Origin of the sequence: Arthrobacter sp. ISL-95 (genome assembly GCF_018613695.1) — a bacterium.
Taxonomy (GTDB): Bacteria; Actinomycetota; Actinomycetes; order Actinomycetales; family Micrococcaceae; genus Arthrobacter.
On the sequence record NZ_JAGGPR010000016.1, the window covers coordinates 235,334 to 260,787 of the forward strand.

21 protein-coding genes are annotated in these 25,454 nt (G+C 61.9%); 8 read left to right on the top strand and 13 right to left on the bottom strand.

Translation table 11 applies throughout. The annotated features are described in order from the left end of the window. Positions 1-6: 6 nt before the first annotated feature. The 8 genes from J7I86_RS19840 to J7I86_RS23185 form a co-directional block, all read right to left on the bottom strand. On the bottom strand, positions 7-1,653 hold the full coding sequence (locus tag J7I86_RS19840; protein WP_214822584.1) for a UDP-N-acetylmuramoyl-L-alanyl-D-glutamate--2,6-diaminopimelate ligase: 1,647 nt from the start codon (positions 1,651-1,653) through the stop codon (positions 7-9). Between the two features lie 102 nt (positions 1,654-1,755). Next, complete coding sequence (locus J7I86_RS19845) at positions 1,756-3,552, bottom strand: penicillin-binding protein 2 (protein ID WP_214822585.1); 1,797 nt, start codon at positions 3,550-3,552, stop codon at positions 1,756-1,758. A gap of 41 nt (positions 3,553-3,593) precedes the next feature. Further along, complete coding sequence (locus tag J7I86_RS19850; RefSeq protein ID WP_214822586.1) at positions 3,594-4,262, bottom strand: hypothetical protein; 669 nt, start codon at positions 4,260-4,262, stop codon at positions 3,594-3,596. Beyond that, on the bottom strand, positions 4,259-5,257 hold the full coding sequence (gene rsmH, locus J7I86_RS19855) for a 16S rRNA (cytosine(1402)-N(4))-methyltransferase RsmH (protein WP_309476766.1): 999 nt from the start codon (positions 5,255-5,257) through the stop codon (positions 4,259-4,261). Before rsmH ends, J7I86_RS19850 begins: the two co-directional genes overlap by 4 nt. Positions 5,258-5,425: 168 nt before the next feature. Beyond that, on the bottom strand, positions 5,426-5,857 hold the full coding sequence (gene mraZ / locus J7I86_RS19860) for a division/cell wall cluster transcriptional repressor MraZ (RefSeq protein ID WP_026542500.1): 432 nt from the start codon (positions 5,855-5,857) through the stop codon (positions 5,426-5,428). A gap of 427 nt (positions 5,858-6,284) precedes the next feature. After that, positions 6,285-6,653: a DUF3040 domain-containing protein gene (locus J7I86_RS19865; RefSeq protein WP_209759632.1), complete on the bottom strand. Its 369-nt coding sequence runs from the start codon at positions 6,651-6,653 to the stop codon at positions 6,285-6,287. Between the two features lie 240 nt (positions 6,654-6,893). Further along, the gene (dinB, locus tag J7I86_RS19870; protein WP_214822588.1) at positions 6,894-8,156 is read right to left on the bottom strand and encodes a DNA polymerase IV; all 1,263 of its coding nucleotides are present in this window, start codon (positions 8,154-8,156) and stop codon (positions 6,894-6,896) included. 92 nt (positions 8,157-8,248) lie between these two features. Beyond that, positions 8,249-8,518 carry a hypothetical protein gene (locus J7I86_RS23185; protein ID WP_309476767.1) on the bottom strand — a complete coding sequence of 90 codons (270 nt, stop codon included), beginning with the start codon at positions 8,516-8,518 and terminating at the stop codon, positions 8,249-8,251. On the opposite strand from J7I86_RS23185, the gene J7I86_RS23190 reads away from it, so the two are divergent. Together J7I86_RS23190 and J7I86_RS19880 are read left to right on the top strand one after the other, a co-directional pair. Then, positions 8,517-8,807: a hypothetical protein gene (locus J7I86_RS23190; RefSeq protein ID WP_309476768.1), complete on the top strand. Its 291-nt coding sequence runs from the start codon at positions 8,517-8,519 to the stop codon at positions 8,805-8,807. The two genes, J7I86_RS23185 and J7I86_RS23190, sit on opposite strands and share 2 nt — an antisense overlap. Continuing rightward, the gene (locus tag J7I86_RS19880; protein ID WP_214822590.1) at positions 8,804-9,898 is read left to right on the top strand and encodes a polyprenyl synthetase family protein; all 1,095 of its coding nucleotides are present in this window, start codon (positions 8,804-8,806) and stop codon (positions 9,896-9,898) included. Before J7I86_RS23190 ends, J7I86_RS19880 begins: the two co-directional genes overlap by 4 nt. Before the next feature lie 197 nt (positions 9,899-10,095). Here J7I86_RS19880 and J7I86_RS19885 read toward each other — a convergent pair whose 3' ends face one another. After that, positions 10,096-10,449, bottom strand: a complete 354-nt coding sequence (locus J7I86_RS19885) for an Rv2175c family DNA-binding protein (protein ID WP_214822591.1) — start codon at positions 10,447-10,449, stop codon at positions 10,096-10,098. A gap of 257 nt (positions 10,450-10,706) precedes the next feature. On the opposite strand from J7I86_RS19885, the gene J7I86_RS19890 reads away from it, so the two are divergent. Both J7I86_RS19890 and pknB read left to right on the top strand, forming a co-directional pair. Further along, positions 10,707-12,044 carry a LysM peptidoglycan-binding domain-containing protein gene (locus J7I86_RS19890; RefSeq protein ID WP_214822592.1) on the top strand — a complete coding sequence of 446 codons (1,338 nt, stop codon included), beginning with the start codon at positions 10,707-10,709 and terminating at the stop codon, positions 12,042-12,044. A 75-nt stretch (positions 12,045-12,119) separates the two neighbouring features. Beyond that, entirely contained in the window at positions 12,120-14,186 is a 2,067-nt protein-coding gene (gene pknB / locus J7I86_RS19895) for a Stk1 family PASTA domain-containing Ser/Thr kinase (protein WP_214822593.1), read from the top strand. A gap of 63 nt (positions 14,187-14,249) precedes the next feature. Here pknB and J7I86_RS19900 read toward each other — a convergent pair whose 3' ends face one another. Then, positions 14,250-15,653 (bottom strand): class II 3-deoxy-7-phosphoheptulonate synthase, encoded by a 1,404-nt coding sequence (locus tag J7I86_RS19900; protein ID WP_214822594.1) that lies wholly within the window; start codon positions 15,651-15,653, stop codon positions 14,250-14,252. 66 nt (positions 15,654-15,719) lie between these two features. Next, positions 15,720-16,511, bottom strand: coding sequence for a 1-acyl-sn-glycerol-3-phosphate acyltransferase (locus tag J7I86_RS19905; RefSeq protein ID WP_214822595.1), 792 nt, complete (start codon positions 16,509-16,511; stop codon positions 15,720-15,722). Between the two features lie 110 nt (positions 16,512-16,621). On the opposite strand from J7I86_RS19905, the gene J7I86_RS19910 reads away from it, so the two are divergent. From J7I86_RS19910 to J7I86_RS19920, 3 genes are read left to right on the top strand one after another with little or no spacing between them, the layout of a single operon-like run. Further along, entirely contained in the window at positions 16,622-17,410 is a 789-nt protein-coding gene (locus J7I86_RS19910; RefSeq protein WP_214822596.1) for a carboxylesterase, read from the top strand. Further along, on the top strand, positions 17,407-18,210 hold the full coding sequence (locus tag J7I86_RS19915) for a carboxylesterase (RefSeq protein ID WP_214822597.1): 804 nt from the start codon (positions 17,407-17,409) through the stop codon (positions 18,208-18,210). Before J7I86_RS19910 ends, J7I86_RS19915 begins: the two co-directional genes overlap by 4 nt. Continuing rightward, the gene (locus tag J7I86_RS19920) at positions 18,197-18,751 is read left to right on the top strand and encodes a hypothetical protein (RefSeq protein WP_214822598.1); all 555 of its coding nucleotides are present in this window, start codon (positions 18,197-18,199) and stop codon (positions 18,749-18,751) included. The genes J7I86_RS19915 and J7I86_RS19920 overlap by 14 nt, the downstream gene beginning before the upstream one ends. Here J7I86_RS19920 and J7I86_RS19925 read toward each other — a convergent pair. After that, positions 18,748-19,806 carry an ROK family protein gene (locus J7I86_RS19925; RefSeq protein WP_214822599.1) on the bottom strand — a complete coding sequence of 353 codons (1,059 nt, stop codon included), beginning with the start codon at positions 19,804-19,806 and terminating at the stop codon, positions 18,748-18,750. The two genes, J7I86_RS19920 and J7I86_RS19925, sit on opposite strands and share 4 nt — an antisense overlap. Positions 19,807-19,993: 187 nt before the next feature. Here J7I86_RS19925 and J7I86_RS19930 point away from each other — a divergent pair, with 187 nt between their 5' ends. Then, on the top strand, positions 19,994-21,805 hold the full coding sequence (locus J7I86_RS19930) for a long-chain fatty acid--CoA ligase (protein WP_214822600.1): 1,812 nt from the start codon (positions 19,994-19,996) through the stop codon (positions 21,803-21,805). A 63-nt stretch (positions 21,806-21,868) separates the two neighbouring features. Here the strand turns inward: J7I86_RS19930 and J7I86_RS19935 are convergent, their stop codons facing one another. Beyond that, positions 21,869-25,264, bottom strand: coding sequence for a pyruvate carboxylase (locus J7I86_RS19935; RefSeq protein ID WP_214822601.1), 3,396 nt, complete (start codon positions 25,262-25,264; stop codon positions 21,869-21,871). Positions 25,265-25,454 lie beyond the last annotated feature (190 nt).

Here is a 25,454-nt window from a genome sequence, read left to right on the forward strand (position 1 = left end):
CTCGGTTTAGGACTCTATCCGCTGGTCCGTTGAAACGCTGAATCCCTTGGATGTCAAGGCGGCCCGCAACTCCACTCTGTCGTCCAGGGCAAGATTCACGCCCTTGACCTCTTGCCACACCTCGTGGCCGCGTCCGGCGATGAGGATGGTGTCTTCGCCGGTGGCGATGTTAACAGCCAGCCTGATGGCGGCATCCCTTGGGTAGGACTCAATAATTTCGCTGCTCAGGTTCCCGGAGTCCCGGGCAGCGTAGGCGCCTTGGAGGACCTCAGCCCGGATTGCTGCAGCGTCTTCGTCATGGGGATCGTCATCGCTGACGATCACGACGTCGGCAAGGCGGGCAGCAATTGCGCCCATGGTGGGGCGCTTGCCTTGGTCGCGCTGACCCGTCGCCCCGAAGACCACGATGACCCGGGATCCCTCCTTGGAAGAGCGAACGGCTTCCAGGGCACGGGACAAGGCGTCAGGATTGTGGGCAAAATCAACAACCGACGCAGGTTCTGTCGAAACGAGCTGCATGCGTCCGGGAACTGCCACCGTGAAGGGGTCATGCGCATCCAAGGCAGCCTGCAGCGTGGTTTCGTCCACCCCGGACGCCAGGACCATGATGGCGGCCAAGGCTGCGTTGGCCACGTTGAAGTCGCCCGGCAGGCCCGTGTGAACGCGCAGGGTGCGCCCGTTAGCGTGCCTGAGTTCGAATTCCGAGCCCAGTCCACGCGCCGTAATGTCGGCAACCTTCCAGTCGGCGTCGGCGCTGCCTTCATCCAGGGGCTTTGTTGACAGGGTGGTCACCGGGATGTCGGCTGCACCTGCCAGCCTGCGCCCCCACTCGTCGTCCACCGTGACCACAGCGCGCCTGGCCCTTCCGGCAGTGAAGAGTTCAGCCTTGGTTCGGAAGTACTCGTCCATGCTGCCATGAAGGTCCAGGTGGTCCTGGGTCAGGTTGGTGAAACCAGCGACGTCGAACATCACGCCGTCTACGCGGTGGAAAGAGATCGCGTGGGATGAAACTTCCATGGAGGCAGCATCCAAGCCGCGTTCTCGCATCAGGGCCAGCAGCGCATGGACATCCGTGGACTCCGGTGTGGTGAGGAGGCTGGGGATCGGCTTCCCGCCTGCAAGGATCTCGATGGTCCCGATGAGGCCGGGCCGCTTGTCCAGGGCACTCAGCAGGGAGTTGATGAAATAGGTAGTGGTGGTCTTTCCGTTGGTACCGGTCACCCCGTACAGTGTCGGGAACCCGCCTTCGGCAGGCTGGCTGCGATAGATCAGTGCGGCCAAACGTCCGACGGCGGTCCGCGGCTCGGCAACGATGAGTACCGGCACGGGCTGCTCACCTGCCAGCGCAAGCTGGCGCGCCCCGGCGTCGTCCGTGACGACGGCAACCGCTCCTGCGTCGATTGCCTGGGGAACGAAGTCCGCACCATGGCGGGAGGCACCAGGCAGGGCCATATAGAGGTCACCGGCTTCGACGGCCCTTGAATTGAGGGTAATGCCGGTCACTCCCCCGTCATGGCTGGCTTCGGGAACGGCAACACCGAGGGTTTCCGCGATGGTGGCCAAAGGCACTGCAGCCACGGATGCGGGCCGAAAGCCTGTGTGGCCGGCGTCCGGCGTCGTGGCGTTGGTAGCTGCCTCATTGTGCTCTGACACGTGGTTCTCCGTTGGTGCTCGTGGAACGACCGGCTGGGGGCCAGCGGCGCCCGGGCCGTTTGTGGTGGATCGAAATTTGGCCGAAACAGACGCCCAAGAAGCTTACTTGACGAACTGCGGCAATCGCGCGGGGGTGCCGGTGGATGGCGCCACATTGTAAGTCCGAAGGACCTGTGACATCACGGATCGGAACACGGGACCATTCGTGACGCCATAGATGTTTCCCTTGGGGCGTTGAAGGACCACTTCCACGATGAACCTGGGGTCATCCATGGGCGCCATACCCACCATGGAGGCCGTGAAGCCGTCGAATCCGGGAAGCCCGTCCTCGCGGGGCGCCTGGGACGTTCCCGTCTTGGCCCCCACACGGTAGCCGTCAATGGCCGCATCCTTGATCTGGCCCTCGGTCACTGCGCTTTCCAGGATGTCCCGGACTTGCTGGGCAGTTTCCTTGGAAACCACCTGGCGCGAGTCCTTTGCAGGAACCTTCTGTTCCTCGCCCTCAGGAGTGATGTAGCTGTCAATGAGCCTGGGCTGCAGCATCACTCCATCATTGGCGATGCTTTGGAACGCTCGTACTGTCTGGAGTGTCGATTGGGAGACGCCTTGCCCGAAAAGCACGGTGTACTGCTGGCGGTCGTCCCACTGCTCGGGCTTGGCCAGTATGCCGGTGGCTTCCGCGGGCAGGCCGATGTCCGTCTGCTCGCCGATGCCGAATTTCTTCAACCAGTCATACCGTTGTTCCTTGGTGAGCCGGCTGCCCGCCATCACCGTTCCGGTGTTCATGGACCACCCAAGGATTCCGGCAAGTGTGCGCTCTTCAGTGCCGTGCTCAAAAGCGTCGGTGAACGTCTGCCCATCAATGGTGTATGCCGGCGGGATGGTGTAGTGGTCCAAGGGAAATGACTTCCCCTCCTCGATCACGGCCGCGGCGGTGATCATCTTCTGCACGGAGCCGGGCTCGTAGGCGGCCGTCACGGACCTGACACCGCGATCCTTGGCATCAACTTTCCCGGGGTTATTGGGGTCCGGAGCATTGGTATCTGCCAAGGCAATGAGATTACCCGTTTTGGTGTCGATCACAATGATGGAGCCCCACTCGGCGTTCATCTTGTTGACCTGGCTCTGGATGGCCTGCTGGGCAAAGTACTGAATGTCCGTGTTGATGGTCAGCTTGACGTCGCTGCCATCAACGGCCGGCGTAAGCTCATCCGTCGCCACCGGAATCCTTAGCCCATCAGCACCAATTTCGAAGACGCGCTTACCTTCAACACCCCGAAGAATCTCGTCCTGGGTTTGTTCGATCCCTGCTTGACCGTTCGTTCCGTCCTTGAGGAAACCAACCACGCCGCCGGCGACGCTGCCGTTGGGGTAAACGCGCTTGCTGACACCCTCGGCGCTAAGTCCCGGGATGTATAGCTTGGAAATCCGGTCTTCCAGCTCCGGCTTCACGTCCTTAGCCACTGTGAAGTACTTCTTTTCTCCGGTCAGTGACTCGCGGATGGTGCTCACGTCCGCCCCCAGAAGCCCGGCGAGGTCGGCAATCCCCTGATCCCGGGTGATCTCGTCCAGCTTCTCGGTCTTCTCGTTGAAGCGGTGGAAGGTTTCCGTACTGGTATTGACCGTTTGGTCCACCACGATGTTGTAGCGGATCACGCTACTGGCCAGCACAGTGCCATTGGCGTCCACAATCTGTCCCCGCTCAGCAGGGAGCACTTGCGGTGTCAGGCGGCTCGCCAGGGCAGCTTCAGCCATCCCGCCCATGTCAAGGCCTTGGACCATGAACAGTTTGCCGCCCACCACCAGAAGCAGGGTCAGCATGATGCCAAGGCCAACGCGCAACCGCTTTCTTGCCGCCGGCGTCTTCGTTTTTGTCGATGTGCCGGGGTTCTTTGCCACGTTGTTTCCTTGCTGCTGGCCCTGCTCGGTGGTTTGACGATCTACTGCCCTGGTGCCTTTTGCCGGGGTGCCGGTACCGATCCCCCATGAAGCTCAACAGGCGGGGTGGCCACAGGGGGCGCGGGTGTTGCTGCCGGGGTGGACGGCGTTGCAGCCGGGGCCACCGGAGTTGCCTCCGGCTTACGGCTTTCCAACGGATCCTTGGTAGTCACCGACGGAACCACATCAATCAACCCCTCTACTGCCGGAGCAGCAAGAAGGGCACCGGGGTTGTCTCCCTTAACCGCCGGAGAAGCCTTGCCGGTCACCGCCATGGTGTTCAGATCGATCTGACCCTTAACTGTGGAAGCAACCATTCCCAATTCTGCCGCCTTCGCGGCCAGGTTCTGTGGAGCTTCGTAGTTCTGCTTCTTCTGTGTCAGGTCCTGGTTTTCCTTGTTCAGCGTGGCAGCTTCGGCTTTCAGCTGGACCAACTGGTACTGCGCTGTGGACACGGAGATGTTCAACACGAGGACCGTCAGGAGTGCCGCCGCCATCGCCACAAAGCACAAGACGACGAATGGCGTCCTTCGCTTGCCCGGCGCACTGCGTACCAGCGACAGAGGAGTACGGACTTTGCGACCGGTTTCGGCCCTTTCCGGAGGCGCGGGAAGGGTACGGGCGACGCTGCCCACCGTGGAGGGCAAAGTCTTCGCTGCGGCGTTGCTCATGCGCCTCTCCTCGGTTTGATACGCTCCACTGCCCTCAATCGGGCAGACGCCGCGCGGGGATTTTCAGCGATTTCTGCTGCCGTAGGCACTTCCGTGCCCTTGGTGATGGTCTTCAATTCGGGTTTATGTTCTTCAAGCTCTACCGGGAAGCCAAGCGGCGCCGAGGATTTGGAACCTGACTGGAAAACTGACTTCACGATCTTGTCTTCCAGCGAGTGGTAGGACATCACCACGATCCGACCTCCCATGGCCGTCGCGGCCACAGCTGCCGGAACCGCGCGTTCCAGGACATCAAGTTCTTCGTTGACCTCAATCCGCAAGGCCTGGAAGGTGCGTTTGGCCGGGTGTCCGCCACTCTTGGCTGCTGCGGCAGGAACAACGCCGCGGATCTGCTCTACGAGCTCCCCCGTAGTAGCAAAGGGCTTCTCCGTGCGGGCGTTGACGATCCTGTTGGCGATCCGCCCGGCAAACTTCTCTTCGCCCCATTTACGGATGATGCGCACCAGTTCGTCTTCTGTGTAGTTGTTGACCACATCAGCCGCGGTTTGGCCGCGGCTGGTGTCCATGCGCATATCCAAGGGGGCATCGTACGAGTAAGCGAAGCCCCGCTCACGCTCATCCAGCTGCAATGAGGAGACTCCCAGGTCCATCAGAATGCCATGGACTTCGGAGATGCCAAGGTCCAGCAGGACGTCCTCAATCTCGTCATAGACCGCGTGAACGAGGTCGGTACGGTTGGAGAAGGATTCCAAACGGGCGCCCGCCAAGGCCAAAGCTTCCTCGTCGCGGTCGATGCCCACCAGGTGAAGATCCGGGAAACGCTGCAGCATTGCCTCGGAGTGACCACCCATACCCAACGTGGCATCGATAGCGACGGGGGTTTGGCCGCGTTTCCTGGCAGCTTCAAAGCCGGGAGCGAGCAGGTTGATGCAGCGGTCTTTCAGGACGGGCACGTGGCGCTCCGATGTGGGCTTTGCCGCGTCCTGCTCTTCCACGCTGCCTCCTCTTTCCTCAATCGCTTGCATACTGATTCTTAAATCGGATCCCCATCCGCGCCTATCGGCCGCCGGCCTGGCTCAGGGGAAGTTGAGCCAGGAAGACAGTTCGATGGGCGGCTGGAGATCCCATTCAAGAAGCTGGACTGCGGTTTCCTCCAACCGGGGTCAGATGAACCCGGGCAGATTGTCGTCATCCGTTTCCGAGAAGGCTGCTTCCTTCTCATTGAGGTACTCATTCCAAGCTTCGGCGTCCCAGATCTCAGCCCGGGTACCGGCTCCGATCACCGCCAGTTCCCGACCAAGCCCTGCGTAAGCCCGGAGCGCCGGCGGAATCGTCACGCGCCCCTGCTTGTCAGGTACCTCGTCAGAAGCTCCAGACAGAAAAACCCGAATGTAGTCACGTGCCTGTTTGGAAGACAGTGGTGCCTCCCGCATCGACTCGTGGATGCGCTCGAATTCTTTCTGGCTGAAGACGTAGATACAGCGTTCCTGGCCCCTGGTGAGAACCAATCCCTCGGCAAGCTCCTCGCGGAACTTGGCAGGAAGGATGATCCGGCCCTTTTCATCGAGACGCGGCGAGTGAGTACCCAAAAACATTGGCCCCACCGCCCCTCAGTCAAGGTGCCCGTACATGCCCAACACTGCCACTACCCTCTTATGTACTCCACTTTACTCCACAACGCCCCACAGTCAACGCACACAAGCGCCTTTCTCCACCACTTTGAGAATCGTGGGGCCTGAACTCACGCTGTTTTTGGGTGGTGGCGCAAAGTGGAGGACACAGCGCAAAAGGACAGAGCCGTCCGCGTCAGGGTCACGGATTTTCGAGATCCGGCGCCGCCACTACCAGGTCTGATCCGGAGCAAAGGGGGCAAAGTGGAGAAAAGGGTGGGAAGTGGAGCAAGCGGCCCTTAAATGCAAAAAGACCCGCAGTGCGGGTCTTTCGTTATGCCTCGTGGAACCTTAGGGGCATGGTTGACTCAGGAGAGGCCGGGGCTGCCGACCGGTGAGCCGAAACGGATCGTCAGTTGTCGTCGCGACGCCGCTCGTCCCATCGTTCTTCCAGGCTGCTCATGAACGAACTCTTCGGTTTGCTCTTTCCGGGCTTCCCCTTGCCGGCTTTGCCGAAGGCCGCGCCACGCAACGTAGCGAAATAGACGCCAGCACCCATGACAACAAAACCGAGGACACCCACAGGTATCGCCTGCAGTGATACGCCAACAAGCAGGAGGAGGATACCGGCAATGGCACCAAGCACACCTATGATTACGTGCCGGGTAGACCAGCTGCGGATGGGATCCGAACCCATGGTGTTGGCGAACTTCGGATCGTCCTCATGAAGTTGCTTTTCAAGTTGCTCAAGCAGCTTCTGTTCGTGCTCCGAGAGGGGCATCGCGACCTCCTTTTTGTCAGCCAGCGTCTGGACATAACGCTTCCTGTGCGTCTGTTTCCAAAACGATCGGACCAAGAAAATCGTTCCCCGAAAATCCCCTCTTGGTTCAGCGGGCATCTCGGGGCCGACTGTTCAGGAAACAGTTTGTCCAGACGATCTAAATCTCTGTAATAAATAGGATAGTTTGTCGGACGCCGTTCTGAAAGACGCCCGGACTCCTGCCGGTAAACCCTCCGCGTCTCAGGTGTCCGTTGGGGGCTTGCCAGGTTCCAGCAGCCGGGCCGGCAGAAGGGTTTTGGACCCAAAACGCTTGGAGACACGGTCCAATGCCTGTTCGGCCGCCCGCCAGTTATCATCCCGTCGATCAAGGCTTAGTTGCAGGGACGTCTGGCCCGCCGGCTCCAACTGCTCGGCACGCACGCCTACCAGACGAACGCTCATGGATCGGGTGCCCAAAGACTCAAGGAGTTGCACCGCCACTTGGTAGATCAGTTGGGCGCTGTCCACGGGAGTCTGAACGGTGCGGCTGCGGGTGACCGTTGAGAAGTCCGAGTACCGAAGCTTCAACGCGACAGTCCTTGCCAGCATGCCTGAGCTCCTCAGCCGGATGGCAGTACGGTGCGAGAGACGCAGCAACTCCCTGTGCAGCAAAGCCTCGTCCCCCGTATCCACGGAGAACGTCTCCTCCGCTCCGATGCTTTTCTCCAACCTGGCTGGAGTTACGGGGCGGGGGTCAATGCCCATGGACAAACGGTGAACGTGCTCACCACTGGCTCCCAGGACCTTTTTGAGCGACGCCAGCGGGGTGGCTGCGACATCGGCAACTGTGCGGATACCCAAACGGGACAACACTTCGGCTGTCTTCCCTCCCACACCCCACAAAGCGCCGACGGGAAGACTATGGAGATAAGGCACGGAGTCCTCGGCATCGATTTGAAGGATGCCATCCGGTTTGCACCGCGTTGATGCGATTTTGGCCACGAACTTGGTGCTGGCGATCCCTACGGATGCCGTAATGCCAAGCTCCGACTGGACCCTGCGACGAATGAGGTGGCCGATGTCCATCGGTGACCCCAGGCGACGAATTGCGCCGCTCACGTCCAGGAAGGCCTCGTCCACGCTCAGGGGCTCTACGAGGTCCGTAATGGAGGCGAAAATCTCCATAAGCCGGGCTGAGACCTCGTAATACTCTTTGTGTCGGGGGTTGATGATCACCGCCGACGGACACCGCCTCATGGCAATGGACATCGGCATGGCCGACTTCACGCCCGTGGCCCGGGCCTCGTAGGAAGCGGAGAGCACCACGGACCGCTCCGCCGGGAATCCTACAATGACCGGCTTGCCTCGAAGTTCGGGGCGGCTACGCAGCTCCACGGAGACGAAGAAGGCGTCCATATCCACGTGAAGTATGCTGGTTCGCCGCATTTCCCGCAGGGCATCTCCGGCGCTGCGGGCGGGCCTGCTGCCGGCGCTTTGAGCGCCACCGAATGCTTCCTGCCTCACATCGGCAATACTATGCCCGGCCACTGACTAAACTGGAGGCACAGTCCGGCTCAGCCCCAGGAAGGATACCCTGTGAAGCTCTTTGGAACTCCTCAAACGCGAGGGTTTGCCCTGCTCGCAGTCAGTGTCGCTTTGGCGGCGTCAGCTTGCACACCATCGCCCGGCGGTACGGCAGCACCGTCCACGTCAGGTGCCGCTTCGGCATCCACCCAGCCGACGTCAACACCGTCGCCGTCTGTTTCGGGTTCCGCAGCCTCACCTGAAACCACGACGTTCACCGAGACGCCAGCGCCGGAACCCGATGCCACAGCAACGGTAAATGCACTGGTCCCTGGTTTTCCTGCGCAACTTATACCGGTCATGCCCAACACTTCCATCCGTTCAAGCAGCGTGGATAAGAGCGAGGCAGTAGCCACCGTGGCTCTCGTCGGCACGGTCAAAGCCCCACCGGAGGGGGTTATGGACTACTACAAGACCTCCATGGAAGCCCAGGGCTTCAAACTTGTCCCGGGACCGTCCGCTGTTGGCACTGTCACGTCCTTGGACTTCATTCGCGGTGACGGCGAAACGGTGAATGTTTCGATCAGGCAAAAGGAAGGCGTCTCAACGTTCACTATCGGTGCGAACGTGGCGGCCGGGTCCGTCAAGTGACGGCCGGTTCACCTGTCAGCTCGGAGCAGGGACAGTTCATAGGTGGCGTCGCCAGTAAATTGAACCGGTTCCTGTCAGCGCAACAGGAGCTCATGGCTGCTGTTTCCCCGGACGTCGAGCCGCTCATTGGATCGATTTCGAATCTTGTGACGGGCGGCAAACGCCTTCGGGCCCTGATGTGCTACTGGGGTTGGAGAGGCGCCGGCGGCCCTGCCGACAACCCCGACATCATCACCGCCGGGTGTGCCCTGGAGCTCTTCCAGGCAGCCGCCCTGATCCACGATGACATCATTGACCGCTCCGACACCCGCCGCGGCGGTCCAAGCGTGCACAAACGGTTCAGCCAGCTTCATGAAGTTAATGGTTGGGCCTTGGACAGCGGGCGTTTTGGGGATGCCGCAGCCATCCTTACCGGCGATCTCTGCCTTTCCTTTAGCGAGGAATCCTTTACGGAAATCGGCCCCCGGGCAGCAGCGGGAAGCCCTGCCCGGCGCATCTTCAACGTGATGCGGGCAGAAGTAATGGCAGGTCAGTACCTCGACATCCTTGAAGAGGTGGCCGGCCCCGTACGCGACCGGGCGGGCTCTGTGGCGCGGGCACAATCCATCATTCGGTACAAGTCGGCAAAGTACTCCACTGAGCACCCACTGGCTTTGGGCGGGGCCCTGGCCGGTGCGCCGGCCACCCTGATGGAAGGTTATTCGGAGTTCTCATTGCCGCTGGGCGAGGCATTCCAGATGCGGGATGACGTCCTGGGTGTCTTTGGGGATCCCGAAACCACCGGCAAGCCCGCCGGGGATGATCTCAGGGAAGGCAAGAGAACTGTATTGGTTGGGTTTGCCATCAACCAAGCACCCCGTGCCGAGGCAGATTATTTGGATCGGATGCTTGGCGACCCCCTCTTGTTGGAGGACGAAGTTGCTGAGATTCGGCGCATTATCATCGAGTGCGGCGCTTTGGAGGCCACGGAATCTTTGATCGCCGAGCTAAGCAACAAGGCCTTCGACGCCCTTGAACGCCTGCCCCTCGAGGACCTGCCACTGGTGGCACTGCGTCAGCTGGCCGAGGCCGCTGTCAGCAGGACGGCCTGATACCGGTTCTCCCGCACGGCACAATCCTTTAGCTGTTGTGTAACGTCCCCAGTAGCTCTTGTGTAGCGTTGCAAAAGAGCGTCGTTTGAGGTGGACCGGCCCTGGAGCAGATGCGGCGACGACGGCGGTGAGTCACCGCCGTCGTCCGCATTTATGCCGGCTTCCTGTTGAGGAGGCCGGTTATCCATCCAAAGACATTACCAAGCCAGAGACTGGGCGCGACGCCTGATTTCTGTTTTACGCCCCTCACGCAGGGCGTCAATGGGGCGCCCCCGCAATGACTCGTCCGGGGTGAAAAGCCAGATAATCAATTCTTCGTCGGTGTAGCCGGCGTCGCTGAGAACCGCAATGGTTCCCTTCAAGCTGTCTACAACATGCCCGTCCTGGACAAAGAGGGCCGGGATTGAGCGGATGTTCCGCTCTCCCCGCCTAATGGCGACAAGCGCACGCTCATCCAGAAGTCCGTGGACTTTGGTGATGGAAACTTCCAAAAGTTCAGCTACATCCGGCAGCGGCAGCCAGTCGGAAACAAGGCTTTCTACATTACTCACGGAACAAGGTTGCCACGCCGCCCTGCCCGGCGCCTAGCCGAAGCCCGAGGCCGGTTCCTTCGGGCCGCATGGAAACGGTCTTTAGTCCGCACGAATTGTGGCTATTTGTTTGGTTTGACAGGAATTGTTGTGTTGATCGACCAAGTGTGAGAGATTCACACTGATCACATTTGCATCATTGATAACATGAGCAACATTGGTAACACTGACAACAGCGCTAACCATCGCACCCGCTGTTTGAGATGAGGACACATTCCATGACGACGCCCCGCTCGCCGAAACGAACCATGAGCATGCCGGTCATCGCGGCAACCACGGCTGCGCTTCCCGCCGTGGTTTTGTCATCGCTTGCCCTGGCCCAACCGTCCATGGCAACACCGGCACCGCAGCCGCGAAAGATTCCCGCCACGCTGGCCGCGGCCATGAAAGCGCAAGCAGTTAACGTAGGCACCGTCATTCCTGCCAATGCGGTCGCAGCCACTATTCCTGCCACCCTCCGCCCCATGGCTCCGTCCGTCCCGGACACCTACACGATCGTGCGCGGTGACACCATCAGCGCGATCGCACGCCGCTTCAACCTGGACACATCGGCGGTTCTTCAGCTGAACAAGCTTTCTGCCACCACGCTGATCTACCCGGGACAGACCATCAAGCTCACGGGCACCGCCTCCTCTGCACCGGCGCAGCCGGCCCCGGCCGCCCCTAGTGCACCCAGCGCCCCCACCAGCGCAACCGTTTACACCGTGGTCTCCGGAGATACCCTGGGAGCCATTGCTGCAAAACATGGCGTTCCCTTGTCCAGCATCTTCAGCTGGAACGGGCTGAACGGAAGCTCCATCATCTATCCCGGCCAGAAGATCAAGGTCAGTGGCGGATCCGCTCCATCAGCACCGGCAGCACCAGCGCCGGCTCCTGCCCCCTTGGCCGGCACAGGTTCCTACACCATCAAAGCCGGCGACACCCTGAGTTCCATCGCTTCCCGCCACGGCGTTTCCTTGGCTGCGTTAATGGCCGCCAACAACAACGTGACAGCCACCACCGTCATCTATCCCGGCCAGAAGCTCACCATCCCGGGCGCCGGCCTGCAGCCGGTTGGCGAGACCAAGCCACTGGTACCCAGTACGTTCCTCGGCTTCACCTACCCGCCGGCAGTTGTCAGCTCCGCCAACGAGAACAAAGCCCTGCTCAACGCCTCACCGGTGCCCAGCCGCGCCGAGATGAAGGGCATCGTGGCAGACACCGCCCGGCGCATGGGAGTAAGCCCGTCCCTGGCTTTGGCCTTCGCCGAACAGGAGTCCGGCTTTGACCAGCGCGCCGTCTCCCCTGCCAACGCAATTGGCACCATGCAGGTCATCCCCTCATCGGGGCAGTGGGCTTCAGATCTGGTGGGGCGCAAGCTCAACCTCCTGGACCCCTATGACAATGCCACGGCAGGTGTGGCGATCATTCGAACACTCATTGCTACAAGCAAGGACCTGGACACGGCAATCGCCGGTTACTACCAGGGCCAGTATTCGGTCAGCAAGTACGGCATGTACGACGACACCAAGCGCTACGTCGAATCGATCAAGGCACGCCAGCGCACTTTCGGCTAGGCCTTCAACTGCACCTCGGAAGGGGCCCGCATCCCGCGTGGATTCGGGCCCCTTCCCTGCCTCGTTTAGGATCGTATGGTGCAAGAACCAACGCAGGACCACCTCATCGGGACCACCGTGGACGGCCGATACTCGGTCCGTTCCCGCTTGGCGAGGGGCGGAATGTCCACTGTTTACCTGGCCACGGACCAGCGCCTTGAGCGCGACGTGGCTCTCAAAGTCCTGCACCCTCACCTGGCCAACGACCCCACGTTCCTGGAGCGCCTGAGCCGGGAAGCCAAGGCGGCCGCCAGCCTCTCGCACCCTCACATCGTTGGAGTGCTCGACCAAGGGGAGGACGGCCATATTGCCTACCTGGTGATGGAGTACGTCAAGGGCCATACCCTTCGGGACACCCTCAACAAACAGGGCCCGTTGCCGCCGCGTCTTGCCTTGGCGCTGATCGATCCTGTCATTGAAGGCCTGGCTGCCGCGCACCGCTCAGGGCTGATCCACCGCGACGTCAAACCTGAGAACGTCCTCATAGCAGACGACGGTCGGATCAAAGTAGGCGACTTCGGCCTCGCCAGGGCGATCTCTGCCAACACCAGCACCGGCGCCCTGATAGGCACAGTGGCCTATTTGGCTCCCGAGCTTGTGCTCGGCCAGCCAGCAGATGCCCGCAGCGACATCTACTCGGCCGGCATCATGCTCTATGAGATGTTGACGGGCAAACAGCCCTACGCAGGAGACTCCCCCATCCAGGTTGCCTACCAGCACGTCAATGCCGTGGTGGGACGCCCCTCGGATGCCGCTCCGGGCCTCGCCGAGGACCTTGATGAGCTGGTGCAGTGGTGCACTGCGGCTGATGCGGAGAACAGGCCCGTGGATGGCACTGCGCTGCTGACCGAACTACGCCATATCCGCACCACACTGACCGACGAGGAACTGGACCGCAGGCAGGCATCCTCCCGGTCGGCGGGCTCTCCCCTGGCCGCCGCAGCAACTACCCACCTTGACACGTCGCTTAGCAACCCCACAGAGACCATAGCCGCTACTGCCTCGCCCACGGAATTCATCTCCCACCAGAGCAACCCCACCACCATCATGGCCGCGGGTGGTCCCGGCAGGCCATCTGCCGGCGCCATTTTTCCAGGCAACCATCAGGACGGGCGCCAGCCCGGCAAGCGGGAGCTGAAGAGACTCGAACGGCAAGAGAGCAAGGACAGGGCCCGTGCCGCAGCCACACCGAGCCGCCCGCTACGCGAGGGCAACCCACGCCGGCGCGGCATCATCTGGACCATCGTGATCGTCCTCCTTGCAACGCTTGCGGCATCTGCCGGCTGGTTCTTCGGAATGGGCCCCGGATCCCCGGGCACCGTCCCCGACGTCAAGAACAAAACCGTTGCCGAAGCCCAACAACTCCTCCGCACTGCCGGATTCCAATCGGAACCAAAGGACGTTTTCGACGACGACATCCTGGCAGGCCTGGCCGTTGGGACCGAACCCGAATCCGGCGCCGAAGTACGCAAGTTCCAACCCGTTACGCTTTTCGTTTCCAAGGGTGCCCAACTCTTCCCGCTGCCGGGTCTGGCCGGCGTCACCCTGGACGAGGCCAAGATCGCCTTGAATACCGCCGAGATGGCTCTCGGCGACGTGACGGAGGCTTTCGACGAAAAGGTTCCTGCCGGCGTCGTACTGTCCCAGGACCCGGCCAAAGGCACCGAAGTGAGGCATGGCACCCCGGTCTCGCTGGTGGTCTCCAAGGGGCCCCAGCCCATCCCTGTTCCCGATGTGCGTGGCCTGGCACAGGATGCAGCGGTCAAGGCTCTTCAGGAGGCTGGCCTCAAAGCCGTGGTCGCTCCGGAGACTGTCAACGACAAGACCGTGCCCAAGGGCGCCGTGGTCTCCCAGCTGCCTGCCAATGGCACACTGATCCGCGGCGAAGCTGTGACGCTCACCGTGTCCAAGGGGCCCAAGTTGATCAAGGTCCCCAGCTTCGTCGGAAAGCAGTCCGCCGAAGCTGAACGGGAGTTGAAAAAACTGGGGTTCAAAGTTGAGGTCAACAAAGTCCTGGGCGGGTTCTTTGGCACCGTCCGGGACCAGAATCCCGTCAATACCGAGATACCGGAAGACTCAGTGGTGACACTGACAGTTGTTTAGCAACCCTCAACCACAACAAAGGCGCGGCCCGAAGAATCCGGACCGCGCCTTTGTGTTGTATCGCTACTTCTTGGAGAGAGCTCCGGCCACAAGGAAGGCCATCTCGAGGGACTGCATGTGGTTCAGCCGCGGATCGCACACCGACTCGTAGCGATCCAGGAAGGCGTCCTGATCGATAGGATCGGCACCGCCCAGGCACTCGGCCACGTCATCGCCGGTCATTTCAACGTGGAGACCGCCCGGCACTGTGCCCAAGGCCTGGTGGACCTCGAAGAATCCACGCACCTCATCAATGACGTCATCGAAGTTGCGCGTCTTGTAGCCGTTCGGCGAGGTGACCGTGTTGCCGTGCATCGGGTCTGTCACCCACAGCACCTGGGCGCCGGATGACGTGACGCGTTCGACGACGGCAGGCAACTTCTCGCGGATGTTTCCGGCACCCATGCGGGTGATGAACGTGAGGCGGCCCGGTTCGCGGTTGGGGTCCAGCTTGTCGATGAGGCGCAGGGCGTCATCACCACTGGTGGTGGGGCCAAGCTTGACGCCGATGGGGTTCCGCACACGGGACAGGAAGTCCACGTGGGCGTGGTCCAGTTCGCGGGTCCGCTCGCCGATCCACAGGAAGTGTGCGGAGGTGTCATAGGGCAGTCCGGTCCGCGAATCGATGCGCGTCAGTGCGCGCTCGTAGTCCAGCAGCAGCGCTTCGTGGCTGGCAAAAAATTCCACACGCTTGAGTGCTTCGAAGTCAGCACCGCAGGAGTCCATGAAACTGATGGCACGGTCGATGTCCCGTGCGAGCGATTCGTAGCGTGCGTGTGCCGGGTTCTCGGTGAACCCCTTGTTCCACTGGTGAACCAGGCGAAGATCTGCGAAACCGCCTTGGGTGAAGGCGCGGATCAGATTCAGTGTGGATGCGGACGTGTGGTAGGCCTTGAGCATCCTACCGGCGTCGTGGGCGCGGGATTCGGGGGTGAAATCGTAGCCGTTGACGATGTCGCCGCGGTAAGCGGGAAGCGTCACGCCGTCGCGGGTCTCGTCGTTCGAGGAGCGGGGCTTCGCGAACTGTCCGGCCATCCGGCCCATCTTGATGACGGGCATTGCGGCACCGTATGTGAGCACGACGGCCATCTGCAGGATCGTCTTGACCCGGGCACTGATTTTGTCGGCCGTAGCGGCCTCGAAGGTTTCCGCGCAGTCTCCGCCCTGCAGGAGGAAAGCCTTGCCTTGGGCAGCTGCGGCGAGCCGCTCCCTCAGAACGTCCACTTCACCGGCGAAGACCAGAGGTGGAACGACGGAGAGTTCCTTGACGGAAGCCTTGAAGACATCAGTGTTCGACCACGTGGGCTGCTGGGAAATTGGCAGGTCCCGCCAAGCGTCAAGACCGGGATAGTTTGCCGCCCCGCTCTGGGCGGTGCTGGCGAGGGGATCTGCTGCGGAGGGTGCGGTGTTCGCGGTTAGCTCAGTCACCCTTCAAGAGTAGTAGCCCCCGGCAAGGTTGCGGGACTGCAGCCGTAACCGATGCCGCCGCCTGCGTCACAGACTCCCCGTTGATCCGGTCCCCTGGCTCCGGGGTTCGTCCCTGTCTTCGGCAATGTCCGCGGCGGCCTCTTCGGCAACCTCAATATTGTGGACCGGTTCCGGGCCCTTGCCGGCCAACTGGGCCTTGACCACCGCTGCGTACTCATCAACGTACTCCTGGCCTGAAAGCCGCATTAGTTCGTACATGATTTCATCGGTGATGGCCCTCTGGATCAGCCGGTCGTCCTCCATGCCGTAGTAGCGGCTGAAGTCCATGGGCTGGCCGAAAATGAGCCCGATCCGCCGGATGTTGGGGAGCCGTTTACCAATGGGTTGGACCTTTTCCGTGCCGATCATGGCCACGGGAACCACCGGGACACGTGTCTGCAACGCCAGTTTGGCCACGCCCACTTTGCCGCGGTAGAGCCTGGCGTCCGGGCTGCGCGTGCCTTCGGGATAGATCCCCAGCAGGCCCCCGGAGTTCAGGACGTCCTTGCCTGCCTGCAGCGACATCTCAGATGCCGCTCCTCCCGAACGGTCCATGGGCAGTTGGTTGCTCAACCTGAAAAAAAGCGCAGTGAGCCGGCCTTTGAGTCCTTTTCCTGTGAAGTACTCGGACTTGGCCAGGAAAATCACAGGGCGGTGAACCATCAGGGGAAGGAAGATGGAGTCCGAGAACGACAAGTGGTTGGACGCCAGGATCGCGGCTCCGCTTTCAGGAACATTGTCCAGCCCCTTCACCCAGGGACGGAACAGGAGCTTGAGAATGGGACCGAGAAAGATCCTCTTCATGACCCAATAGAACACATTTGTCCTCTCACGGCCGATTGGTTGGCATGCACCCGGGCAACCCGGCCGGCACTCAACAGCAACCCTACTCCAGTGAGAAATGTCCGGAACAGTGACACGATGGATGCATGACGGAACGCAACCAACCCGCCACGCCGCTCGCTTTCCACCATGCCGGACACGGGCCCAACGCGTCCATCGGAGTGGCAATCTGCCACGGCTTCACGGGAAGCCCCCTCACCGTCCTCCCCTGGGCCGAATATCTCGCCAAGCAGGGCTTCGCCGTGTCCGCGCCCCTCCTTCCCGGGCACGGCACCAGTTGGCAGGACCTCGCCAGCACAAGGTGGCAGGACTGGTACCGGACTTTCGAGCAGAGCTATCTGGAGCTTGCAGGGAAGACCAGGACGTGCTTTGTGGCCGGCCTGTCCATGGGCGGAGCAGTGGCTCTTCGAGTAGCGTCCCGCCATGAGGTTCCCGGACTGGTCCTGGTGAACCCGGGGCTGAGCTTCTATGACCGCCGCGTGAGGTACGTAGGAGCTTTGAAGTACGTTATGCGTACAACTACCCCCATAGTGGAGGACAACCCCGCACCGGCAACAACCGAAACCGGCGACTATTCAAAGACATCATTACAGTCGGTCCACGAACTCAAGAAACTCTTCCGCGCGGCTACCCGGGGCCTACCGCACGTAGACGCACCGGCTCTGGTATTCAAATCCTCCGTGGACGAAGTTGTCCCGCCGAGCTCGCTGGCCACCATCGGCAAGTACATCGACTCCTCCCGTCTGAAAGTGGTCACGCTTCCGCACAGCGCGCATGTTGCCACCCTGGATGTTGATGCACCCACCATTTTTGAAGAATCAGCCAGCTTTTTCCGCCAGCATGCCCGGGACAGAGTAGCCTCAGAGTCATCATGAGAATGCTCCCCGACTTTTCGCCGTTCCACAGCAGCTGGACGGGTGCCGGGCCGCGCGTCGGTGTCGTCATGTCCCATGGGTTTACCGGAAGCCCGCACAGCGTCAGACCGTGGGCAGAACACCTCGCTGCGTCCGGCTTCGCCGTCAGGCTGCCGTTGCTGCCCGGTCATGGCACCACATGGCAGGACATGGCCACCCGCTCATGGCGGGAGTGGCACCGTGCTGTGGATGACGCGTATCTTGAGCTGGCATCCGAGTGCGATTACGTTTTCTCTGCCGGTTTGTCCATGGGCGGAACTCTGGCCTTGCGGATAGCAGCCACCCGCCCTGTTGCAGGCACAGTGGTGGTTAACCCGGGACTGGTCCTCGACGATCCGCGGGCTGTTATCGTCGCTGCCCTCAAGTACGTGGTGAAGACAACCCCGGCCATCGCCAACGACATCCTCAAACCGGACCAGGACGAAGGTGCCTACGCCCGCACACCCGTGGCGGCCGCTCACCAACTGAAGAAGATGTACAAGGACACTGCGGCCCTCCTGCCGCGCATCAGCTCCCCCGTTCGGATCTACAAGTCCACGGTGGACAACGTCATCTCGAATGCGAGCCTGGAATTCCTCCGTTCCAGGGTCCAGGCACCTGTGGATGTGAGGTATCTCCACAACAGCCGCCATGTAGCCACCCTTGACAATGATGCACCGGAGATTTTCTCCGGGACGGTCGACTTCATTCAAAAGACCGTAGCGGCCTTGGCCGGGCACGGGCATTCCCCCGAAAAGGACACAGCCCATGAACAGGCCTGATCCCAATTCAGCCGATCAAAGTGCCAACAAGGACGACGACGCCGTGTGGCTGGATCTGGTGTCCAGGCTGGAGGCGACGCAGTCCGGCCCTGCAGGGGAACTGTCTGAGGACACCCAAGAGAGCCAGGACTCTGAAGCCCGGCATGCACAGCCCGGGCCTGGCAGGGCCTTCAAGGACTTTGATCCACTGGGCCTCTCCACCCCGGCGCAGGAACCGGTGCCTGATGCCGCCGCCGCCCGCGCAGACGCCGACCCGCCCGGCCGCCCGGCCGGACCCCGTGACTTCGACGTGGAGGACGAGGACCACACGTTCGTTCCCGAAGAGCCACCAAGTTTGGCGGGAACTGAACCGTTGGTCATGCTGGCATGGGTTGGTGCGGTGGGCGGACCCATCGCGCTGCTCTTCACGGCCATGTTTTGGAGGTCCGCACCATTAACTGCCACGCTGGGCATCGTGGCAGTTTTCGTCGCATCCGTGATTTATCTCATCATGCGGCTTCCACAGGAAAAGAATGAGGACGACGACGGCGCGCGCCTCTAGCTGCGCGCCCTGCCACTGACCCGGGACAGGTCCGCCGCGCCGATCATGCCCGCACGCGGACCGAGTGCTGCCAGTTCAATCCTCGCCATGGGCCGGAAACCTCGCCCCGTCAGGTTCTTTGCAAATGACTCCCGGGCCGGCGCGGCAAGCAACTCCCCCGCATCACACAGCCCCCCGCCGATGACGAACATTCCGGGGTCCAGTGCCGCCGCGAGGTTGGCCAAACCAAGGCCCAACCACTCGCCTTGGTCGGCAATGAGCTCACGCGAGGTGGCATCGCCCGCGAGCGCCAGCGAGGTCACGGCCGCCCCGGACAGGTTTTCTTCCGTTCCACCCGCCTTTTCCAAGAGGGCGCAACCTGCCGGGGAGTTGGTCCGTACCAGTTTCCTGGCTTCCCGCCCCAAGGCGTTTCCGGAGGCGTACTGCTCCCAGCATCCGCGGTTGCCGCATTCGCAGCGGTGTCCCCCGGGGAAAATGATCTGGTGCCCGAATTCCCCGGCCACGCCGTAGCGCCCACGCTCCACGCGGCCATCCATGACCATGGCTCCGCCGATGCCCGTGCCCAGCGTGATGCATACCAGGCGGCTTTCGCCCTGCCCCGCGCCAAAACGCCATTCCGCCCACGCCGCAGCGTCGGCGTCGTTGGTCAGCAGCACTGGACGCCTCAGCAACTTCTGGAGGCTATCCCTCAGGGGCTCATTACGCCAGGCCAGGTGCGGGCTGAACAGCACCGTACCGCCGTCGAGGTCCATCCATCCTGCGGCGCCAATTCCCACCGTAGCGATCCGGTGGCCTGCACTGAGTTCGTTCACGAGCTCCACGATGGTCTGCTCAACGGCACGGGGGTCTGCGCCCGGCGTGGACCTGCGGGCTTCGGCGAGGACGCGGCCCTCAGCGTCCACTACCCCCGCGGCCACTTTGGTTCCGCCGATGTCAATCCCGATCGCCAGTCCCCGACGGCCCAAATGGCTCCGCCGGGCAGCCCAGGGCGCGTCCCTCCATGCCGAGGCCGGGGGCTTGGGTCTTATAAGGGAACTGGACCGTGGTGCGGGCATCCCATCATCTTATTCCGCAGGGCACAATGGCATGCGCACAGCACGGCGCAGAGGGCCCGCATTTGCTTGACATGACTGCTGATCCGTAAAGTTACTCGCCAGTAGGTGAAATAGAACACACCACCGCGAGCGGGCATACTAGAGTGAAAGCAGCCCCTCGTGGCCCGTGGATATCAAAGGAGCTACCGTGCGTGAAATTAGTGTTCCTCCCCTCGTGAACATTGCCCCGGAAACCAACATCACGGACTTCGTGATCCGCGAGGCAGAGAAAGCATCCAACCCTGCCCTTTTCTCAAAGCGGGACAGTGACGGGCAGTGGCAGGACATCCGCGCCAAGGACTTCCTCGAGGACGTGCGTGCCTTGGCTAAAGGGCTCATCGCCAGTGGTGTTGGTGTAGGCGACCGCGTGGGCATCATGTCCCGCACGCGCTACGAATGGTCCCTCGTGGACTTTGCCATTTGGTTTGCCGGCGCCGTCTCCGTCCCCATCTACGAAACGTCCTCCCCCTCGCAGGTGGCCTGGAACCTCGGTGACTCCGGTGCCGTGGCTGCCTTCGGCGAAGCGGCACACCATGAGGACGTCATCCGACAGGCTGTGGCCGCAGAGGACATCACGTCCGTTGCCAACGTCTGGCAGCTTGAGGGTGCCGGACTGGACGCCCTGCGCACTGCAGGCGCAGGGGTCCCCGACGACGAACTTGAGTCCCGCCGTTCCTCGGCCGGCCTCAAGGATCTCGCCACGATCATCTATACCTCCGGCACCACGGGCAGACCCAAAGGCTGCGAACTGACGCACGGCAACTTTGTGGAACTTTCGGAGAACGCCCGCGCTTCCCTGCCTGAGATCATCAACGAGTCGGGCAAGACCATCATGTTCCTCCCCCTGGCGCACGTCTTCGCCCGCTTCATCTCCGTGCTGGCTGTTGCCGGCGGCGTCCAGGTGGCACATACCCCGGACATCAAGAATCTGTTGGCTGACCTCCAGAGCTTCCAGCCGACGTTCATCCTGGCTGTACCCCGGGTCTTCGAAAAGGTGTACAACTCGGCACTGACCAAGGCAGAGGACGGCGGCAAGGGCGCCATCTTCCACCGGGCAGTGGATACTGCGATCGCCTACTCCAAGGCGCGCGAGGCCGGTTCGCTGGGTCTTGGTTTGAAGATCAAGCACGCCGTGTTCGACAAACTCGTCTACGGGAAGCTCCGAGCCGCCATGGGCGGCCATGTTGCACACGCCGTCTCCGGCGGCGGTCCCTTGGGTGAACGCCTGGGCCACTTCTTCCAAGGCATCGGCCTGCAGATCCTGGAAGGCTACGGCCTGACGGAAACCACCGCCCCCATCTCTGTGAACACGCCGTCCATGATCAGAATCGGCACCGTGGGCGCCCCGTTGCCGGGCAACTCGGTGAAGATCGCTGACGACGGCGAAATCCTCGCCAAGGGCGTCTGCGTCATGCGGGGCTACTACAACCGTGAAGACCTCACGGCCGAGACGTTTGCCGACGGCTGGTTCCGGACCGGTGACATCGGCGAACTGGACAGCAACGGCTTCCTTAAAATCACCGGCCGCAAGAAGGAAATCATTGTGACCGCGAGCGGGAAGAACGTAGTTCCTGCCCTGTTGGAGGATCAGATCCGCGCGGATGCCCTGGTTTCCCAAGTTCTGGTAGTGGGCGACAACCGGCCATTCATCGGCGCTTTGGTCACTCTGGATGAAGAAGCGCTCCCGGGCTGGCTTGACCGCCACGGACTGCCCGCGGGCACCACGCTTGCCGACGCCACTGACCACGCCGTAGTGAAGGCCGCAGTCCAGGAGCTCATCAGCAAAGCCAACCAGTCCGTCTCCCAGGCCGAGGCCATCAAGTCCTTCAGGATCGTCCCGGCGGACTTCACTGAAGCCTCAGGGCACCTGACGCCGTCCCTCAAGGTCAAGCGTGCGCAGGTCATGAAGGACTTCGACGCCGTCATCGAGGAAATGTACTCAGCACCCCGCGCTTCCTAGGCACCGGGAACAAAAAAGTACCCCGTCCGGATGTTTCCGGACGGGGTACTTTTGCGTGTACGGCTAGCCGATCACCAGCAGCAAGTCGCCGCCTTGGACCTGCTCCACAGAGGAAATGGCGAGGCGTGAAACCGTGCCCGCCACCGGGGTGGTGATGGACGCTTCCATCTTCATCGCCTCAATGGTGGCCACGGTATCGCCGGCGTTGACTGCATCGCCCGCCTTGACCGTCACGGTAACTGCGCCGGCAAACGGAGCGGCAACCTGACCCGGCTGTGCCGGATCTGCCTTCTCTGCTGCCTTGACGTTACTGACCACCGAACGGTCGCGGACAACAACCGGCCGGGACTGTCCGTTGAGCGTGCACATCACAGTGCGCAGGCCCTTCTCATCGGCTTCTGAGACAGCTTCAAGCTGGGCTATGAGGCGGACGCCCTTCTCCAGCTCGATGACGTGTTCTGCGCCCTGCTGGAGACCGTACAGGTAGTCACGGGTATCCAGCACGGAGATGTTGCCATAAGTGTCAACGCTCTTCAGGTAATCCTTGGTGGGACCCGCGAAGAGCAAACGGTTCAGCGTGTGCTGTCGCGTCTTGGAGTCACCCTTGAGCGCTGCGCTGTCCTCTGCGCTGATATCGACGTCGCGGACCTTGACGCTACGGCCCTGAAGGGCTTTGGTGCGGAACGGCTCGGGCCAGCCTCCGGGAGGATCACCAAGTTCGCCGGAGAGGAAGCCGATCACGGAATCCGGGATGTCGTAGTTCTGCGGGTTCTCGTTGAAGTCTGCGGGATCGGCATTGAGCCCAACCAGGTGCAACGCGAGATCGCCCACCACCTTGGAGGACGGAGTAACCTTCACCAAGCGGCCAAGGATGCGGTCAGCCGCCGTGTACATGTCCTCGATCGCCTCAAACTGCTCACCGAGACCCAACGCGATGGCCTGCTGGCGAAGGTTGGACAACTGACCGCCGGGGATTTCGTGCTGGTAGACGCGACCTGTAGGACCCGGAAGACCGGATTCGAAGGGGGCGTAGACGCGGCGTACAGCTTCCCAGTAGGGCTCGAGCGCGCCAACGTTGGCCAAGCTAAGACCGGTATCGCGGGGCGTGTTGGCCAAGGCAGCAACCAATGCGGACGCTGCGGGCTGGCTGGTGGTGCCGGCCAGGGAAGCCGCTGCCACATCAACTGCGTCCACGCCGGCGTCAACAGCTGCCAGCAAGGTGGCAAGCTGACCGCCCGCGGTGTCGTGCGTGTGCAGGTGCACGGGGAGATCGAAACGCTCGCGCAGTGCCGAGACCAGCTTCGCCGCAGCAGCCGGACGCAGCAGGCCGGCCATGTCCTTGATGGCCAGGATATGTGCACCAGCGTCGACGATCTTCTGGGCCAGGTCCAGGTAGTAGTCGAGGGTGTACAGGTCCTCGTTGGGGTCCAGAAGATTACCGGTGTAGCACAGGGCAACTTCCGCAACGGCCGTCCCGGTGGCACGAACGGCTCGAATGGCGGGGGCCATCTGGTTAACGTCGTTGAGGGCGTCGAAGATACGGAAGATATCGATGCCTGTAGCGGCAGCCTCGTTAACGAAGGCCTCCGTCACTTCCTCCGGGTACGGGGTGTAGCCCACCGTGTTACGTCCGCGGAGCAGCATCTGGATACAGGTGTTCGGCAACGCCTTGCGCAAAGCAGCCAAGCGGTCCCACGGATCCTCACCAAGGAAGCGGAGCGCGACGTCGTACGTTGCACCGCCCCAAGCCTCCACGGAAAGCAACTCCGGCATGAGTGCCGTGACTGCGGGGCCGGCAGCTACGAGGTCGCGGGTACGCACACGCGTTGCCAACAGCGACTGGTGAGCATCACGGAACGTGGTGTCCGTGACAGCCAGTGCTTGCTGTTCACGAAGCGCCTTCGCGAAGCCTTCCGGGCCAAGTTCAATCAACTTCTGGCGCGAGCCCGATGTGGGAACCGGCCCGTCGATCACCGGAAGCTTGCTGGCCGGGTCCGAATGGACAGCGAGTTCGCCGTTTGGCTTGTTCACGGTGACTTCTGCCAGCCAGGTGAGCAACTTGGTGCCGCGGTCTGCGGAAATGTGCGACTTCAGCAGCTCAGGGCGCTTGTCGATGAAGTCCGTGGCCACGTTTCCGGCGATGAAGTCCGGATCCGCAAGCACTGCCTGCAGGAACGGAATGTTGGTGGACACGCCACGAATGCGGAACTCGGCCAGGCCACGACGCGCACGGGCCACAGCGGCGGGGTAATCGCGGCCACGGCAGGTCAGCTTCACGAGCATGGAGTCAAAGTGCGGGCTGATCTCGGCACCCGAATAGACCGTACCGCCGTCGAGCCTGACGCCGGCACCACCGGCGGAACGGTAGCCGGTGATCTTTCCAACGTCAGGGCGGAAGCCGTTGGAGGGGTCCTCGGTGGTGATACGGCACTGGATGGCAGCGCCCTTGATGGACACCGAATCCTGGCTAAGCCCCAGGTCCGCAAGGGTTTCACCCGAGGCGATGCGCATCTGTGCCTGCACGAGGTCAACATCGGTGATTTCCTCGGTGACGGTGTGCTCAACCTGAATACGGGGGTTCATCTCTATGAAGACGTGCTGGCCGGCCCGCTCCCCCTCCGTGTCCACCAGGAACTCCACGGTTCCGGCGTTGACGTAGTTCAGGGCCTTGGCGAACGCCACCGCATCCCTGTAAAGGGCCTGGCGAATGTTCTCATCCAGGTTCGGCGCGGGCGCGATCTCCACCACTTTCTGGTGGCGGCGCTGCAGCGAACAGTCGCGCTCAAAGAGGTGCATGACGTTGCCTTCGGCGTCAGCCAGAATCTGCACTTCAATGTGGCGGGGACGCAGGACTGCCTGCTCCAGGAACATAGTGGGATCGCCAAAAGCTGCATCAGCTTCCCGCATGGCGGACTGCAATGCTTCAGGAAGGGCTTCGCGCGTCTCCACTCGGCGCATACCGCGGCCGCCGCCACCGGCCACGGCCTTGGCGAAGATCGGAAAGCCGATCTCGTCAGCTGCAGCGATGAGCTCGTCAAGGTCCTTGGAGGGCTTGCTCGACTTCAGGACAGGGACGCCTGCCTTACGTGCGGCCTCCAAAGCGGCCACCTTGTTGCCTGCGAGCTCCAGAACCTCCGCGGGCGGACCCACAAAGGTAATTCCTGCCGCCTTGGCAGCACGGGCGAGGTCCGGGTTCTCCGAGAGAAAGCCATAACCGGGGTAAATGGCGTCAGCGCCGGCTTCTTTGGCGACGCGGACAACCTCCTCTACGTCCAAGTAGGCGCGGACGGGGTGGCCCACCTCGCCGATCAGGTAAGCTTCGTCGGCCTTCTGCCGGTGGATCGAGTTACGGTCCTCATGCGGAAAGACGGCTACGGTCTTGGCGCCCAGTTCGTAACCAGCGCGAAACGCCCTGATCGCGATTTCGCCGCGATTGGCCACCAGAATTTTCGAAAACATACTTCTCCTGCATCATTGCGGGTGGATCGGTCGGTGGTCACAGTGTGTAGTGCCGCCAGCATCAAACACAAATCTTTGTGGCAACCATCACAAAGGAATCGTCATGTGGGCTGTATAGGCGTGCGCGCGATCCGACGGCATGCTATTGCCGAGAGCTATCCCCCGGCGGCGGGCGCGTAGAAAGCGGGAA